At 26.0% G+C, this 15,411-nt stretch carries 13 protein-coding genes; 2 read left to right on the top strand and 11 right to left on the bottom strand.

The window, feature by feature from the left end; genetic code table 11:
* Nucleotides 1-114: 114 nt before the first annotated feature.
* The 3 genes from argJ to BHYOB78_RS12720 form a co-directional block, all read right to left on the bottom strand.
* Entirely contained in the window at nt 115-1,278 is a 1,164-nt protein-coding gene (gene argJ / locus BHYOB78_RS12710) for a bifunctional ornithine acetyltransferase/N-acetylglutamate synthase (protein ID WP_020064707.1), read from the bottom strand.
* On the bottom strand, nt 1,271-1,768 hold the full coding sequence (locus tag BHYOB78_RS12715; protein ID WP_012671188.1) for a hypothetical protein: 498 nt from the start codon (nt 1,766-1,768) through the stop codon (nt 1,271-1,273). The genes argJ and BHYOB78_RS12715 overlap by 8 nt, the downstream gene beginning before the upstream one ends.
* A 62-nt stretch (nt 1,769-1,830) precedes the next feature.
* Nucleotides 1,831-2,226: a hypothetical protein gene (locus BHYOB78_RS12720; protein WP_028331349.1), complete on the bottom strand. Its 396-nt coding sequence runs from the start codon at nt 2,224-2,226 to the stop codon at nt 1,831-1,833.
* A gap of 209 nt (nt 2,227-2,435) precedes the next feature.
* Here BHYOB78_RS12720 and BHYOB78_RS12725 point away from each other — a divergent pair, with 209 nt between their 5' ends.
* On the top strand, nt 2,436-3,149 hold the full coding sequence (locus BHYOB78_RS12725) for a hypothetical protein (protein WP_020064709.1): 714 nt from the start codon (nt 2,436-2,438) through the stop codon (nt 3,147-3,149).
* Nucleotides 3,150-3,565: 416 nt separating this feature from the next.
* Here the strand turns inward: BHYOB78_RS12725 and BHYOB78_RS12730 are convergent, their stop codons facing one another.
* Nucleotides 3,566-4,765: a phosphoglycerate kinase gene (locus BHYOB78_RS12730; protein ID WP_028331350.1), complete on the bottom strand. Its 1,200-nt coding sequence runs from the start codon at nt 4,763-4,765 to the stop codon at nt 3,566-3,568.
* Nucleotides 4,766-4,966: 201 nt separating this feature from the next.
* Nucleotides 4,967-6,010: a type I glyceraldehyde-3-phosphate dehydrogenase gene (gene gap, locus BHYOB78_RS12735; RefSeq protein WP_012671192.1), complete on the bottom strand. Its 1,044-nt coding sequence runs from the start codon at nt 6,008-6,010 to the stop codon at nt 4,967-4,969.
* 274 nt (nt 6,011-6,284) lie between these two features.
* Here gap and gatB point away from each other — a divergent pair, with 274 nt between their 5' ends.
* The gene (gene gatB / locus BHYOB78_RS12740) at nt 6,285-7,736 is read left to right on the top strand and encodes an Asp-tRNA(Asn)/Glu-tRNA(Gln) amidotransferase subunit GatB (RefSeq protein WP_020064710.1); all 1,452 of its coding nucleotides are present in this window, start codon (nt 6,285-6,287) and stop codon (nt 7,734-7,736) included.
* Nucleotides 7,737-7,872: 136 nt separating this feature from the next.
* Here the strand turns inward: gatB and BHYOB78_RS12745 are convergent, their stop codons facing one another.
* The 6 genes from BHYOB78_RS12745 to BHYOB78_RS12770 form a co-directional block, all read right to left on the bottom strand.
* Nucleotides 7,873-8,466, bottom strand: a complete 594-nt coding sequence (locus tag BHYOB78_RS12745; protein ID WP_020064711.1) for a class I SAM-dependent methyltransferase — start codon at nt 8,464-8,466, stop codon at nt 7,873-7,875.
* Nucleotides 8,467-8,637: 171 nt separating this feature from the next.
* Nucleotides 8,638-9,912, bottom strand: coding sequence for a glycosyltransferase family 9 protein (locus BHYOB78_RS12750; protein WP_020064712.1), 1,275 nt, complete (start codon nt 9,910-9,912; stop codon nt 8,638-8,640).
* A gap of 1 nt (nt 9,913) precedes the next feature.
* Nucleotides 9,914-10,780 (bottom strand): class I SAM-dependent methyltransferase, encoded by an 867-nt coding sequence (locus BHYOB78_RS12755; RefSeq protein WP_065203226.1) that lies wholly within the window; start codon nt 10,778-10,780, stop codon nt 9,914-9,916.
* Between the two features lie 7 nt (nt 10,781-10,787).
* Nucleotides 10,788-11,657, bottom strand: a complete 870-nt coding sequence (locus BHYOB78_RS12760; protein ID WP_020064715.1) for a class I SAM-dependent methyltransferase — start codon at nt 11,655-11,657, stop codon at nt 10,788-10,790.
* Nucleotide 11,658: 1 nt separating this feature from the next.
* On the bottom strand, nt 11,659-12,504 hold the full coding sequence (locus BHYOB78_RS12765; protein WP_020064716.1) for a radical SAM/SPASM domain-containing protein: 846 nt from the start codon (nt 12,502-12,504) through the stop codon (nt 11,659-11,661).
* A 7-nt stretch (nt 12,505-12,511) separates the two neighbouring features.
* Nucleotides 12,512-15,364, bottom strand: coding sequence for a glycosyltransferase family protein (locus BHYOB78_RS12770; protein ID WP_020064717.1), 2,853 nt, complete (start codon nt 15,362-15,364; stop codon nt 12,512-12,514).
* Nucleotides 15,365-15,411: the final 47 nt, after the last annotated feature.

A 15,411-nucleotide genomic window follows, 5' to 3' on the forward strand; every position in this document is an offset into this window, starting at 1 on the left:
TATTTTAAGCTTGGGTGGGAAGCTATAAATTATAGTTCTATAATAAAATAATTGAAAATAAAAATTGCAGATTATAACTAAAAATATAAAGGGCGGGGAATTAGAAAAACATTTTTATATATTATATGATGAATGTATTGAAATATATTCCTGAGTCAAATCAGTGAAATAATAATAATCTTCGTATTTTGTGTTATATCCTAAATCTATAGTTATGTAATTTTCTTTTCTTTCTGTATAATTTTCATTTTTGCTAATTATACCATTTTTATAAATATCTTCATCATTTACTGATAATGATATATTATTTATATTAATATTACAATTTCCTAAAACAGATAAAATCTTTTCAAAATTAGGATTCTTAGAAAGAAATAAAATTTTAACTAAATTTGATGTAGCTATTTTCTTAGCTATATTGAAAGCATCATTTTGGGTCTTTGCTCTTTTCACAGAAACTATTATAGTCTTTGTTATGCCTTCTCCATCAAGTATTATCATTTTAGCAAGATAAGCACATATTTCATCTAATTTATATTTTAAATCTTTAAATAACTTTTTATTTTTTTCTGTGATAATTTTATTATTTAATGCCCCATTAGCCATAATAAGGGCCATATCATTTGTAGAAGTTTCTCCATCTACAGATATTCTATTTAAAGTTTTATCTATTGATTCTCTGAATGCTTTATCCAAAGTTTCTTTTTCTATATTTAAATCAGTAAATATAAAAAGAAGTACTGTAGCCATATTAGGGTGTATAATAGAACTACCCTTTGCAACAGCATAAAAATTAGCAGTCTTTCCTGAAGATACTTCTAATTGGGTAGTATATATTTTATCAAATTTATCTCTAGTTTGAATTGCCTTAGAAATATTATCAAAACTATTATTAAAGTATTTATTGGATATATTAATAGCTTTTTTAATCTTTTCTGTTTCCAGAGGTACACCTACAATTCCTGTAGAAGCCATCAATATATTATCTTTCTTTATATTATAAATTTCACCGGCATATTTAGCTATATCTAAAACATCATCATAGCCTTTTTTTCCGGTTAAGGCATTAGCTATTTTACTATTAACTATTAATAATTCTATATTATTTTTATCATTTTTTTTAGAAAATATAATAGGAGCAGCCTGAAAATTATTTTGAGTATATACAGCAGATACAACACTTGGAGGATCGCTTTTAATTATTGCCAAATCATAATCATTATTTTTAAGCCCTGATTTCATTGCAGCAGAAGAAAATCCCAGCGGCATATCATACATTAAATAAATCCTCCTCTTCCGGATCTGCATCATCCTCTATTCTTTTTACTTTCCTATTTTCATAATTTATTCTCTTTCGTACAAAAAATCTAGTGTTCTTGCCGTTTTGTCTTTCCTGTATAATTCCAAAAGTTCCAGAACCAAGATAAACTATTTTATCTTCTTCTTCCATATCAGCAATATTATTCTCTTTAATTTCATTCAATATACACTCAAAATGAGCTAATTCTCCGCTGGCATTATGTCTTATAGCTTCTTCTATTATATAAATAGGTTCATTACATATAGGACATATAGGTCTTTCAACGTCCTCTTTCATACGTCTTTTAAGATAACTTTTTTCATATTCCTCTATGCTTTTTTCCTGATATTTATATTGGTTATTATATTTTTTCTTATAGAAGTTATTTTTATTTTTTTTATTATTATAAAATTTCTTATTGTTTTCTTTATTGTTGTTATTAAATTTTTTGAATTTCTTCTCTGACATTCATAAACCTTTTTTATATAAAGCAACACTATAATAGTATTGCTTTATATATAAAATATTAATTATTCATCAAAATCATCGTCATAATCATCTTCATCGTCATAATCATCGTCGTAGTCATCATCATCGTCATCGAAGTCGTCATCAAAATCATCATCGAAGTCATCGTCAAAGTCATCTATATCATCATCGTAATCGTCGTCATCGTCAAAGTCATCATCATAATCGTCTTCATCATCATAATCATCGTCAAAATCATCATCATCATCGAAGTCGTCATCGTCGAAGTCATCATCATCATCAAAATCGCCTTCATCGTCATAATCATCTTCATCATCATAGTCATCATCATAATCATCATAATCGTCATCAAAATCATCATCATCAAGTTTTGCAAAATAACCGTTATTTAATATATTGAGTTCGTCTAAAAAATAGATAGATTCTAATTCTTCCATCATTTGCTCCATAATTCGTAATTTTAAAGCTATAATAATACATAAGTTTTTTTTGTCAAGTATAAATGTATTTAATTTTTAAAAATTATTTAATATATAAAATTTACGGATTTTTTCATAATTTCATATCAAATATAGTTAATATATTATATTTGATTTATTATGTAATAAAATATATACTTTAAAAATATAATATTAAGGATAGTATTATGGATGATAAAAAACTATTAAATTTCATAAAAACAACTTCAAATTTACCATTAATAAAAATAGATAGAGATAAATATTTGGCAAAAGAATTCGCTGTAGAGTATCCTAAATTATTGCCATTAGTTTTGGAGAAAGGAGCTTATGATGCTGGAATACCTGATGATTATATAGAAAAAGTATCTAAAAATGCTATTAAATATGAAGTAAGTAAATCTACAACAATGTCTTTCTTATCAGGATTACCTGGAGGACTTGTAGGCATTGGAGCTATACCTGCTGATGTGGCTCAATTTTTAGGACATGCTATAAGAATAGCACAAAAGCTATGTTATATAGCTGGAATGCCTAGCTTTTCTTTTGGTGATGAAATGACAGATGAAGAGGCCTATTTAGTAGCTATATATTTAGGTGTTATGTTTGAAGATAAAGAAGCTATTTTAGCTTTAAACACAATAGGTAAAGTTCTAGGTACTGCTGCTGCTAAAGTTAACTTTGCGGTAACATCTATAATAGGCTATTCTGTGATTACTTCTTTACTTCCTAAATTGGCAGCTAAACTTGGTTCTGGTGTTTTTGCTAAAACTTTTGTGAAGGCTTTTCCTATAATAGGAGGCGCAGTATCCGGAGGAATTACTTATGTCAATTTAAATTCAATGTCATATAAGCTATATAAAAAATTAAAAGAAAGCAAAGCATCTATAGGACAACAATAAAAACTATCTAATATAATAAAAAATATTTTGATAAAGAATTTGATTTAAGTTATTCAAAATTATTTTCTGAGATATTGTATAAAGCTAATTATAATGCAGTAGTTACAATTTAAGTAATAGATAAAAAATTTTTATATATCAATATTATTTACTGCTTATATTGTAATACTGCGATAACAGGAATTCTATTCCTTTTGTTATACAATCAAAATAATTCTCTAAAAACTTTTATCAGAGGCTCACTATTTTGATTTATTATAATATAACTATAAATTATTACTTATCTTGTAATGCTGCGATTCCAGGTAATTCTATTCCTTCTATTATACAATCAAAATAGTTCGATAAAAAACCTCTGACAGCTAAAGCTATCAGAGGCTCACTATTTTGATTTATTATAATATAACTATAAATTATTACTTATCTTGTAATACTGCGATTCCAGGTAATTCTATTCCTTCAAGGAACTCTAAAGAAGCTCCGCCGCCTGTAGATACATGAGTCATCTTATCAGCAACGCCAGATTTATTAACAGCAGATACACTGTCTCCTCCTCCGATGATGCTTACAGCACCAGAATTAGCTATGAATTTAGCTACTTCAAAAGTACCTTTAGCAAAGTTAGCCATTTCAAATACACCTAATGGTCCATTCCAAACAACAGTTTTTGCTTTTTTAAGTATATCTTCAAGTTCTTTCAAAGTTTTAGGTCCAACGTCCATACCCATCCAGCCAGCAGGTATAGCATTAGAATCTACTGTTTTAATATTAGCATCATTGTCAAATTTATCAGCTATAACATTATCAACAGGTAAATATAAAGTTTTATTTAATTCTTTAGCCTTATCCATAATTTCTTTAGCTGTAGCAATATAATCATCTTCGCATAAAGAAGTACCTATTTCTAATCCTTTAGCTTTGAAGAAAGTATAAGCCATACCTCCTACAACGATTAAAGTATCTACTTTGTTAAGTAAGTTTTTAAGTACAGAAATTTTTGAAGAAACTTTAGCTCCTCCGATTATAGCTACAAAAGGACGCTCAGGATTAGCAACAGCATCACCTAAATATTGTATTTCTTTTTCCATTAAGAATCCAGCTACAGCAGGCATACCAGCTTTAGCAGATACTATACCAGCAGTAGAAGCATGTGCTCTGTGAGCAGTACCGAAAGCATCATTAACATAAACATCAGCTAAATCAGCTAATTGTTTAGAGAATGCAGCATCATTTTTCTCTTCTTCAGCATGATATCTTAAATTTTCAAGAAGTAATACATCACCTGCTTTTAATTCAGCAGCTTGTTTTTTTACCTCTTCACCTATACAATCATTAGCAAAAGAAACTTTATTGTTAGGAAGTTTAGTTTTTAAATAATCATAAACAGGTTTTAAAGAGTATTTAGGATTTGCTTCGCCTTTTGGTCTTCCTAAATGGCTCATAAGTATTAAACAAGCACCTTGAGAAAGTATATATTCAATAGTAGGCATAGCAGCATCTACTCTTGTAGTGTCTGTGATTTTAGAGTTTGTTTCTTTATCAAGAGGTACATTGAAGTCAACTCTCATTATGACTTTTTTACCTTTAATGTCTATATCTTTTACTGATTTTTTCATTATGAACTCCTTTATTATTGCTATGCTCGCCTCCACCTATAATTAGCAAATGAATAAATTTATTTACTTGTATGTGCCCCTATGGGGCGGCTTTGGCTCGCTTTTTTTATTATTGCTATTATTAATAAAAATTTAAAGGGTGCTATAATGAAATATAACACCCTTTTATTATAGCTTAACAATTATAATTATTACTAATTATTATTTTTTGTTATACATATATAATAATAAATCAATTACTCTGTTAGAATAACCCCATTCATTATCATACCAAGAAACAATTTTGAAGAATCTTTTTTCATCTTTCAAGTTGTTTTGAGTAGTAGCTAGAGAGTCATATATAGAACTTCTAGAGTCATGTATAAAGTCGCTAGATACTAATTCTTCGTTACAATAACCTAAAATGTCTTTTAAGTAAGTTTCAGAAGCTTTTTTCATTAATACATCGATTTCTTTAATAGAAGTTTCTTTTTCACTTCTGAAAGTTAAGTCTACAACAGATACGTCAGGAGTAGCAACTCTGAAACTCATACCTGTTAATTTACCTTTAGTAGCAGGTAAAACTTCTCCAACAGCTTTAGCAGCACCAGTAGTAGAAGGGATAGTGTTACAAGCAGCAGCACGTCCGCCTCTCCAGTCTTTTTTAGAAGGTCCGTCTACTGTTTTTTGAGTAGCAGTATAAGAGTGAATAGTAGTCATAAGACCTGTTTCTATTCCGATACCTTCTTTAAGAAGTACATGTACTATAGGAGCTAAACAGTTAGTAGTACAAGAAGCATTAGATACTACATGATGATTAGCAGGATCATATTCTTCATGGTTTACACCATATACAAAAGTTCTTAAATCGCCTTTACCAGGAGCTGAAATGATAACTTTTTTAGCACCTGCAGCTATATGACCTTCAGCTTTTTCTTTTTCTGTGAAAAGACCAGTAGATTCTATTACATACTCAACACCTAAAGCTTTCCAAGGAAGATCTTTTAATTCTTTAGTAGCACCTATACATTTAATTTTGTTGCCATTAACTACTAATACATCTTCGCCTTCTGTTGTGATGTCAGCTTTCATTCTGCCATGAACAGAGTCATATTTTAATTGATAAGCAAAATACTTAGCATCAGTACTAACATCTACTACACCAACTACTTCTATTTCTTTACCTAATAAACCGCGTTCTACCAATGCCTGAAAAACTAGACGTCCGATACGTCCGAAACCATTTATTGCTACTTTTACAGCCATAAATATACTCCTAAATTAAAATAATATCCTATACGCGAACATATAAAATTCACCTATTATGCTACCATAAATAAACGATTAAGTCAAGATTTTTTGTTTAATTTACTATTAAATATAAGAAGTTATTAATTATTTTTTTATTATAAATAATATATAATATATACTTTGATAATTAATAAAATAAAAAAACATCATTCTATTGAAAAAAAATCAAAATTCGTATAAAATAAACATAATATTTTAAAAATTACTTTAATAATTAGGATTAATAAATATGGAATATGAAGCAGTCATAGGATTAGAAGTGCATGTTCAGCTTAATACTAAAACTAAAGCATTCTGTTCATGCCCAAACACTTTCGGTGCTCCTGCAAACACTCTTACTTGTCCAAGATGTCAGGCTCACCCTGGTACTTTGCCTATAGTTAATAAAGAAATGGTGCATAAAACTATCAAAGCAGGACTTGCTACTAACTGCACTATTCAAAAGAAAAGCAGATTCGCTAGAAAACATTATTTCTACCCAGATTTGCCTTCTTACTATCAGATTACTCAAATGGACGAACCTATATGTACTGAAGGTCATCTTGATATAACTGTACTTAATGATGATGGTTCTTCTTATAATAAAAGTATAAGAATAAATAGAATACATATGGAAGAAGATGCTGGTAAACTTGTGCATGATGATACAGGAAGACCTTTAAGCTATGTAGATTTAAACCGTGCTGGTTGCTGCTTGATTGAATGCGTAAGTGAGCCGGATATTTCTACTGGTGAAGAAGCTTATCAATATTTAACAGAGCTTAAAAAAATATTCAAATATATTGATGTTTCTGACTGTAATATGGAAGAAGGTTCTTTAAGATGCGATGCTAACGTTTCTATACGTCCAAAAGGAAGTACAGAACTTGGTACTAAAACTGAAGTTAAAAACATGAACAGTTTTAGAAATGTAAGACTTGCTATTGACTATGAGATCAAAAGACAAATTAAAGCTTTAAACAATGGCGAGAAAATCTTACAAGAAACTAGACTTTACGATGCTAAAGAAAACACTACTAAAGGTATGCGTTCAAAAGAGGGTGCTGCAGATTACAGATATTTCCCAGACCCAGATATACCTCTTTTAGTTCTTAAAGATGAAGAGATTGAGCAGGCTAAAAAAGAGCTTCCAGAACTTCCTCAGCAAAAACGTGAAAGACTTAAAAAAGATTATGATTTACCGGATCAGGATATAGTTGTATTAACAGAAGATGCTGCATTAGCTGATTATTATGAAGCTGCAGTTAAAGCTTATCCTAAACAGCCTAAGAAAATAAGCAACTGGATAATGGTTGAAGTTAATGCATACTTAAACAAAAAACTTCAAACTATAAAAGATTTCAAACCTAAAGCAGAACATATTGCTGAAATATTCAAACTTATAGATGAAGGTGTTATAAGCGGTAAAATAGCAAAAGAGATTTTTGAAGATATGTGCGAAACAGGAGAAGCTCCTTCTGCTATAGTTGAGAAAAAAGGTATTAAACAAGTTAGCGATACTGGAGAACTTGAAACAATAATCAGAAAAGTTTTAGAAGAAAATCCTAAATCAGTAGCAGACTTCAAGGCAGGTAAAGAAAAATCATTCGGATTCTTAGTAGGTCAGACAATGAAAGCTACTAAAGGTCAAGGCAACCCTAAACTTGTTAATGAAGTTTTAAGAAAAATTTTAAGCGAATAATAAAAAGTTTTTATATTACAAAACCTCTAACAGATAAAACTATTATAGGTTTTGTAATATTTTCAATTTACTCACTATTTATACTAATAAAGTTTATTATATAAATATTTCATAACATTTATATAATTTTAAGTTATTAATTTTTTGATGAAAAAATAACAACTCTAGCACAACTTAATCTTTTTAAAACTGGAGTTTTTTCAAATATTGGTGCTATAAAATTAAGTAAATGAGCAAACCAATTAGGACAAAACATTGGAACTATATCTATATATTTATAATTTTTAATTTCCATACCTGCATTTTTTATCCATAATCTCAATCTATTCAATGTAAAAGATTTCTCATCATGTTCTCTATGATATTTTGATATTTTTTCTAAAATCTTCAATGCTGGAGCATATCCATTATTTTCTATAATCAATAAATTATCAGAATAATTAGAAGCTATAGAAATAGCTTTTTCCGGATCTGGCAAATGATGTAATACAGAAATTATAACAATACAATCAAATTTACTATTAATTTTCATATCATAAACATTCTGCACATCAAAAGCAATATTATTTATTCCTAAATCATTTTGTAATTTTTTAGCAGCACTAATTGCCTCTTCTGAAGGCTCAGTTGCCAATATGTTAGTTGTAGGATTTCTTTTAGCAAAATCTAATGAGAAAGTTCCATCACCGCACCCAATTTCTAAAATATTCTTACCTTCAAAATTGTACATTGATAACATCGTATCCATATTTTTTTTTTAGTAATAAATTCTGATACAGAACCATTGTTATATAAATAATTTCCACCTGTTTTTTATATCATAATTATATTTATCTATTATTTTTTATTATATATTAATATTCCTTCCGTAATTATACATTAATATAAACAACAGTTAAAATCATCTTATTATACTTCCTAAATAATAAGAATGATCTATATTCTTTTCTTTCTCTATATATTCTATATTTTCTTTTATATTAAAAATATTAATAAAATAATTATATATTTCTTTTGATAAAATACTTTGTAAACATATATTATTACCTTCACATGGAGCTTTTTTAGTCAAATATAAACATGGAGAACAGTAAATATTTGAATTTAATTTTATTTCATTTTTATAATTTGAAGCACCATAATGATTATGAGAACCTGGACCCCATATTGATATTATATTCACATTCTGAGCATAAGCAAAATGAAGCGGTCCTGAATCAGTTGTAATAAATAAATCAAATTTAGAAAGTAAATATATCGAAGCATTTAATGAAAATAATCCGGCTGTTATATATACATTGTTTACAATATTTTTATCCAATTTACTATATATTTCATTTTCTAAATAATTTTTTTCAGATGGGGATCCTATTAAAAATATATAAATATTTTTCTCTTTTATTTTTAAAATATTTTCTATAAGCTCTACAAAATATAAAGGAGGATATCTTCTCTCCAATGCAAGTTCACTAGCATTTGCATTAATACCAATATATATATCATTACTTTTTTTATTCAATTTATTTTCTATAAAATATTTTTCTATTTCCTCTTTATATACATCTTCAAATGAAAAACTAGGTAAAGTTTTATCATATATACTGCTATTAGTAAGATAATTGGAAATTTGCAAATAAATATCAGTTATATTCTTTTGATTATTAAAATAAAGCATATGAGTATATACTCCTATATGCCAATGAATATCATGTCTGAAAAATCCGTATCTGTTTCTTGAACATGACATTAAGGCTATACAGCTAGAATATCTTGAATAAACTTCCAAATCAATAAAAGCATCAACTTTCAATTTTATTAATTTTATAACCAGATTAAAAGTTGATAAAGCCATACTGAATATTCCATTATCATCAATTGTAAATATATCATCAACATTTCTTATTATATCAAATATATTCTTATTTTTTAGAGTTGTTAAATAATAAATCTTAGCATTAGGAAAAGTATTTTTTATATCTTTAATTATTACTTGAGATCTTACAATACTGCCAAGCCCTAGATATTTAGCAATTACAACATTTTTCACATTATCTTCTGTAGTTGTATGATCTCTTTTTAGAAATTTTCCAATAATAAATGATAATCTATCCAATATATATTCTAAACTTCCAAATAATCGCCTATCAACTTTTTGTTTAAAATCCAAAGAAAACATACTAAACCTTTTTAAGTATAACCAAAGATTCACCTAACATAACATTAAATCTAAAATTATTTATAACTGGTATTGAATTTACAATATTAAATATTTGAGTAATTGGAAATAGTTTATATACATTAAATTGATTTCTCATATATTTTATAGTCATAGTTTTAACAGCTGGCTTCATATATATAATTTCAAATCCTGTTTTTTTAGCTATAATTTCCATATTTTTTCTATTAAAATAAAATAGATGCTCTAATTTATATTGGGTCCACTTCTTTTTCATAACATTATGACTAAAAGAAACAGTATCAGGAATAGTAATCAAAATATACCCCCCCCCCGTATAATTTCTTAATAATTTGTTCGAAATTTTTAATATTGAAACAGGATCTTGTACATGTTCTAAAAGATCTGTCATTGTTATAACATCAAAAAAATTGTTCTCAAATGGAGCTGTTTCTAAAGTACCATTATATATTCTATCTTCACCAAATTTTTTCTTTGCTATAGAGCTTGAATATTCTGATATTTCTACACCATATGGCTCAAACCCCATTTCTTTTGCTTCCTCAAGTAAAAAACCGGACGCTGTACCTATATCTAATATATTTCCAGATTTCTTATATGGAAGTATTTTTTTTAACATATTTCTAAATGTAGATTTTTTCATCAATGCTACTTCATTATTTTCACCATCTTCCATACCCCAAGCTTTATAATAATCATTACTGTATATAGATTTTATCTCTTCAAAATTAGGCTGATTATATATAAACTCCAACTTACAATTTGGACAGCAAACAATATCTCTACCATTAACTTTTGATTTTATTTTCATATCACCTTCATAATCACACAAATAACATTTATACATATAACCCTCACAATATATTTTTTAATATTAATACAAAATCACCTGTAAAAAAAGGAAAATTAATTTTATTTATTATTGGTATCATATTAAATAAATAAATTAATTTAGAAATATTATTACCATTTCTATCTAATTGATTATATAAATAATCTAATTTTATGGATTTCATTAATGATGAATAATAAAGTATATCAAACCCTGTCATACTACATATTTTTTTCATACTTTCCAAATTAAAATAAAATAAATGCTCTGTATTATAATGAGGCCATTTCTTACCCATTATTTTATTAGTATATGAATCTGTATTAGGAGTAGTAATTAAAACATACCCATATTTTTTATCATTTTGATGGAGCATTTTTTTTGCTATATTTAGCATATCTATTGGATTTCTAAAATGTTCAATAACATCTATCATAGTAATGACATCAAAATCATTATTAAATTCGCATGTTTCTAAAGTACCATTATATATTCTATCCTCACCAATTCTTTTTTTTGCTATATCACTAGCATATTTTGATATCTCTAACCCATAAACATTAAAACCTAATAATTTTGCTTCTTCCAATAAAATTCCGCTTGAACATCCTATATCCAATAAATTTCCACTGCTGCAATATGGAAGTATTTTTTTTAAGATACCATTAAAAGTTTTTCTTTTCATTTTTATTATAGTATTTTCATCCATACCATTATCAAAACTGCAAGTAGGGTAATTATTACTAGAATATATCTCACTTAATTCTTCATCACTTGTTTGAGGATACATAAATTGTAATTTACAAGAAGGACATAATAATATATTTCTACCATTAACTTTTGATTTTATTTTCATATCACCTTCATAACCGCATAAATAACATTTAAACATATTACTCCCTTGTTAAACATACCTTACATATAGGAAGTTCTGCTATATTATCTTTAAGCAGTTTTACTCTCAAATCATGATAAGAATTCCATATTTCCAATATACTTTTTTCCATTACATTTCCCATAATGTATTTTTTAAAATAATCCTGACAGCAAAGTATAATGTCCCCATCTTTTGAAATGGTCAAACTTCTTATAGACTGGCATGTTTTATAAGGAGCTCTCCTTTTTTCATCTTTTATTTTTACAGCCCCACCTCTATTTTCTAAATAAAGTTCATTTGAAGTTTGAAGACGCATTTTTTCTTTTAATAATTCTTTTACAGGTTTTAATCTTTCTAAATTTCTTTCAGGATTTTTGTCATGTACAGTTATCAAAAATTTATCAACACCAGCATCAGATAATTCTTTTGCATTTTCAAGATTAAGTAAATCCCCATTACTTATTAAAAGCTGAGTTACTTCTGGAAGCTCTGACTTAATATATTTTGTAAATTCTATAAATCTATCATCAAATAGAGGTTCATTATATAATGTTAAATACAATACACCTGAATATTTAATATCTTTTAAATCTGATATTATTTTTTTAAAAATCTCCCATGACATAAATTCCTTAGGTGTTTCATAATCTTTATTTGGACAATAATGACACTTTCTATTACAATAGGTAGATATTTCTATAGCAACATTATGAAAAAAATATCTATCTTTATGTTTTATTAAACTTGAAATTTCTGAAAACTTTTTATAACCATCATAAGTAACCCTCCTATATAAATCAGGACTTATTTTCTCCAACTTTGTCAGAAAATATTTATCTAAAAACATTTTTAATTTTTTCATTATAAGTTTACCTTTTAAATAAAATTTTATTATATAATCTTTTTAGTCCTCCAACACTATATACAAAACTTATAAATGATATCAATGAAATTATTGAAACATATATAATAGGAGCAAAATACCTGCTTATAGGTGCCGGACTAAATAAAGTTACTATAACAAATGTAGCTATTGCTGAAAAAGAAGAACTAAATGCAAGCAAAAGTATTAAATTATTTTTATACTTTACAATATATAAAATACCTGATATTAAAAATAATAGTGAAGATATTAAAATAAAATATATACTATATATATTTGGCAATATATTAAACAATAATGTATAAGTTTTTTCTCTAAATTTAGAAAATGATATACCTTTATCAGTAAAAATGTAATTTTCTGTATTGAATTCATATCTCGTATTTTTTTCTTGAATAGCATTAGAACTAAATTGCCATATAGGCCAATTAACTAATTTATGAGCAAATAAAATATTATGTTTTATATAGTTTAAAGGATATTTAAATATATATTTAATCCATACTTTTTTTACATCTCTTAATTCTTCAAATTTGAAAATCTGAGTTTTATGACTAGGAAAATAAAATCCATCGGCTCCCATATGGTTTGAATAATTATTAGTATAAAATTCTTTCAAATCTTCAAATGTTTTTCCTTCTGCATACCAATCATTAGGTATTAAACTTCCATCATCAGACAGAACAGAGCATGATGCTATATTTGCTATATACATAAAATTTACTGCTTTTTTATAAGGGGATAAATCCTTAATAAAAATTCTAGGAAATATTGTATGTATCAATATAAGCAAAACAGCAAATATAAGCATTATAGAAGAATATGATAATAAATATTTTATAGTGCTTTGAAACTTTCTATTTTTTAGTATCAAATATGTTAAAACTAAAAACGCCGGATAAATTGTTACTATCATATTATGACGCCATAACAAAGCTAATAGCAGCACTATATATATAGCAATATAAAAAGCAATATTGATTTTTTTATTTTTTATATCTGCAAGCAATTTAAAAAATATCATACTATAGGCTAACCATGCATATATACTTGATGTAGCGTCCTTGGTTTGATCTATATTAAAGAAAAATATATTTGCTATAAAAGATAATAAAAACAATAATATAACTCTTTTTTTATTGAATTTTAAATATAGAGAGATTATTATTAAAGATATACCAGTATAGAAGCAAATTAAATTTATAAGTGTAAAGTAAAATGTATGATATCCGAATAAATGATAAAATATATCAGATGCAATATATAAAATTACAGGATGCCAATTACCATATATTCCCTTTGATGCATCACGCATAATCCCAATATGATCTGCTATTTGATAATAACCGGGAAAACAAAGCCAAAAATGAAATGCAAAAATTATGAATGCTAAAGCTATTGTAATTAATATAAATACTTTTTTATTAATGAAATTATCAACTTTTTCTTTATTGCTCAAATAGTAAAGGATATATAATATTATTAAAGCTATGATTAGTATTAAATATATGTGAGGATTTATATTTGTATAATAATAGGCATTATTTATAGAAGTATCTTTACTAATTTTATTATATGATGTAATTATTATGTTGTTAGAATCTTTTATATATAGATTATCTTCTGTTTGTTCTATTTTTATAGATTCAACTTCAATTTCACCATAAGGGAAACGAAAGTCTATGCGTGAATTATAAATATCTGAAGATGTTTCTATATCTGCAACTGCAGAATATATATTATAATCTTCTGATATATTATCAGTATTAGGTATTACATAGTATCCATTAACACTATCCAAGGCAAAATATATTTTCTTCCCATTTCCGTTAATATTTTTAATATTTAAATCTACTTTGTATTTCTCTCCTTTTGATGTCTGTAAATTATAATCAAAGATATTTTGTTCTGTAGAATTTGAATATATAACATTGTCGTTGCTTGATGAATAGACTTTTGCTAATATAAAATTACTTCCTGTATATATATCTTCTTTATAAGAAATTGGTTTATTTTTTATTTCAACAGAATAGCCATAATTTTTTATAAAATTAGGTTTTTCTTGCAATATTATTGGCTTTTCAGATATGTAAGACATAAAATTATCATAAAATATACTTTCTGAATATAATTTTGCCTTATAAACATATCCTAAGCTACTTTCATCAACTAATGTAAAATCTGATATATACCCTTTATGTTTTTGCATTCCAATAATATAAAATACTATAAATGCAACTATAAGAAATATTAATACTATACTATAAGATATAAATATTATTTTTTTGTTTTTGTCTGATAGATAATTTATAAAAAATAATAATGATATAATCAATAAAATTAATGAATACTTAATTATATCAGATTTAATTTTTAATATATAATTAACATTATCAATTTTTTCTTCAGTTATAATTTTATCAGAAATCAAATTACCAAAAGGGCTTCCATTATCATCAATTTTTATTTCTTTAATAAAATTATTATCTTCTAAAATTTTATTTATATCTAAATAAACACCATATATATCACTATTTCTAAATATTTTATCATAATATTTTATTCTAAATCCATAACTATAATTTGTAATAGAATCATTTGTAAATATAAATTGCTTTATAGATTCCTTGTCCAACTCTCCATCCAGCATAAATTTTTCTTTAATATCTAACAAACCATTTAATTTAAGAGTATAATTTATTTGATATTCATCAAATACAAAATCACCTAAATATCCAATTCTATTTTTATTGCCTAGTACTGAAAGAATTATTAGACTAAAAATACAAAGTATTAATAAAAATAAATATATTTTAAGGAATAATTCTTTAATTTTCATAAACTACTCCATAAAATACAAATATTGTATTTAAATTTATTAAAATA

Origin of the sequence: Brachyspira hyodysenteriae ATCC 27164 (assembly GCF_001676785.2) — a bacterium.
Lineage (GTDB): Bacteria > Spirochaetota > Brachyspiria > Brachyspirales > Brachyspiraceae > Brachyspira > Brachyspira hyodysenteriae.

Excerpts from the sequence above, each read along its gene's own strand:
- argJ (WP_020064707.1), bottom strand. The coding sequence starts at position 1,278 with ATGTATGATATGCCGCTGGGATTTTCTTCTGCTGCAATGAAATCAGGG.
- BHYOB78_RS12715 (WP_012671188.1), bottom strand. The coding sequence starts at position 1,768 with ATGTCAGAGAAGAAATTCAAAAAATTTAATAACAACAATAAAGAAAAC.
- BHYOB78_RS12720 (WP_028331349.1), bottom strand. The coding sequence starts at position 2,226 with ATGGAAGAATTAGAATCTATCTATTTTTTAGACGAACTCAATATATTA.
- BHYOB78_RS12725 (WP_020064709.1), top strand. The coding sequence starts at position 2,436 with ATGGATGATAAAAAACTATTAAATTTCATAAAAACAACTTCAAATTTA.
- BHYOB78_RS12730 (WP_028331350.1), bottom strand. The coding sequence starts at position 4,765 with ATGAAAAAATCAGTAAAAGATATAGACATTAAAGGTAAAAAAGTCATA.
- gap (WP_012671192.1), bottom strand. The coding sequence starts at position 6,010 with ATGGCTGTAAAAGTAGCAATAAATGGTTTCGGACGTATCGGACGTCTA.
- gatB (WP_020064710.1), top strand. The coding sequence starts at position 6,285 with ATGGAATATGAAGCAGTCATAGGATTAGAAGTGCATGTTCAGCTTAAT.
- BHYOB78_RS12745 (WP_020064711.1), bottom strand. The coding sequence starts at position 8,466 with ATGTACAATTTTGAAGGTAAGAATATTTTAGAAATTGGGTGCGGTGAT.
- BHYOB78_RS12750 (WP_020064712.1), bottom strand. The coding sequence starts at position 9,912 with ATGTTTTCTTTGGATTTTAAACAAAAAGTTGATAGGCGATTATTTGGA.
- BHYOB78_RS12755 (WP_065203226.1), bottom strand. The coding sequence starts at position 10,780 with ATGTATAAATGTTATTTGTGTGATTATGAAGGTGATATGAAAATAAAA.
- BHYOB78_RS12760 (WP_020064715.1), bottom strand. The coding sequence starts at position 11,657 with ATGTTTAAATGTTATTTATGCGGTTATGAAGGTGATATGAAAATAAAA.
- BHYOB78_RS12765 (WP_020064716.1), bottom strand. The coding sequence starts at position 12,504 with ATGAAAAAATTAAAAATGTTTTTAGATAAATATTTTCTGACAAAGTTG.
- BHYOB78_RS12770 (WP_020064717.1), bottom strand. The coding sequence starts at position 15,364 with ATGAAAATTAAAGAATTATTCCTTAAAATATATTTATTTTTATTAATA.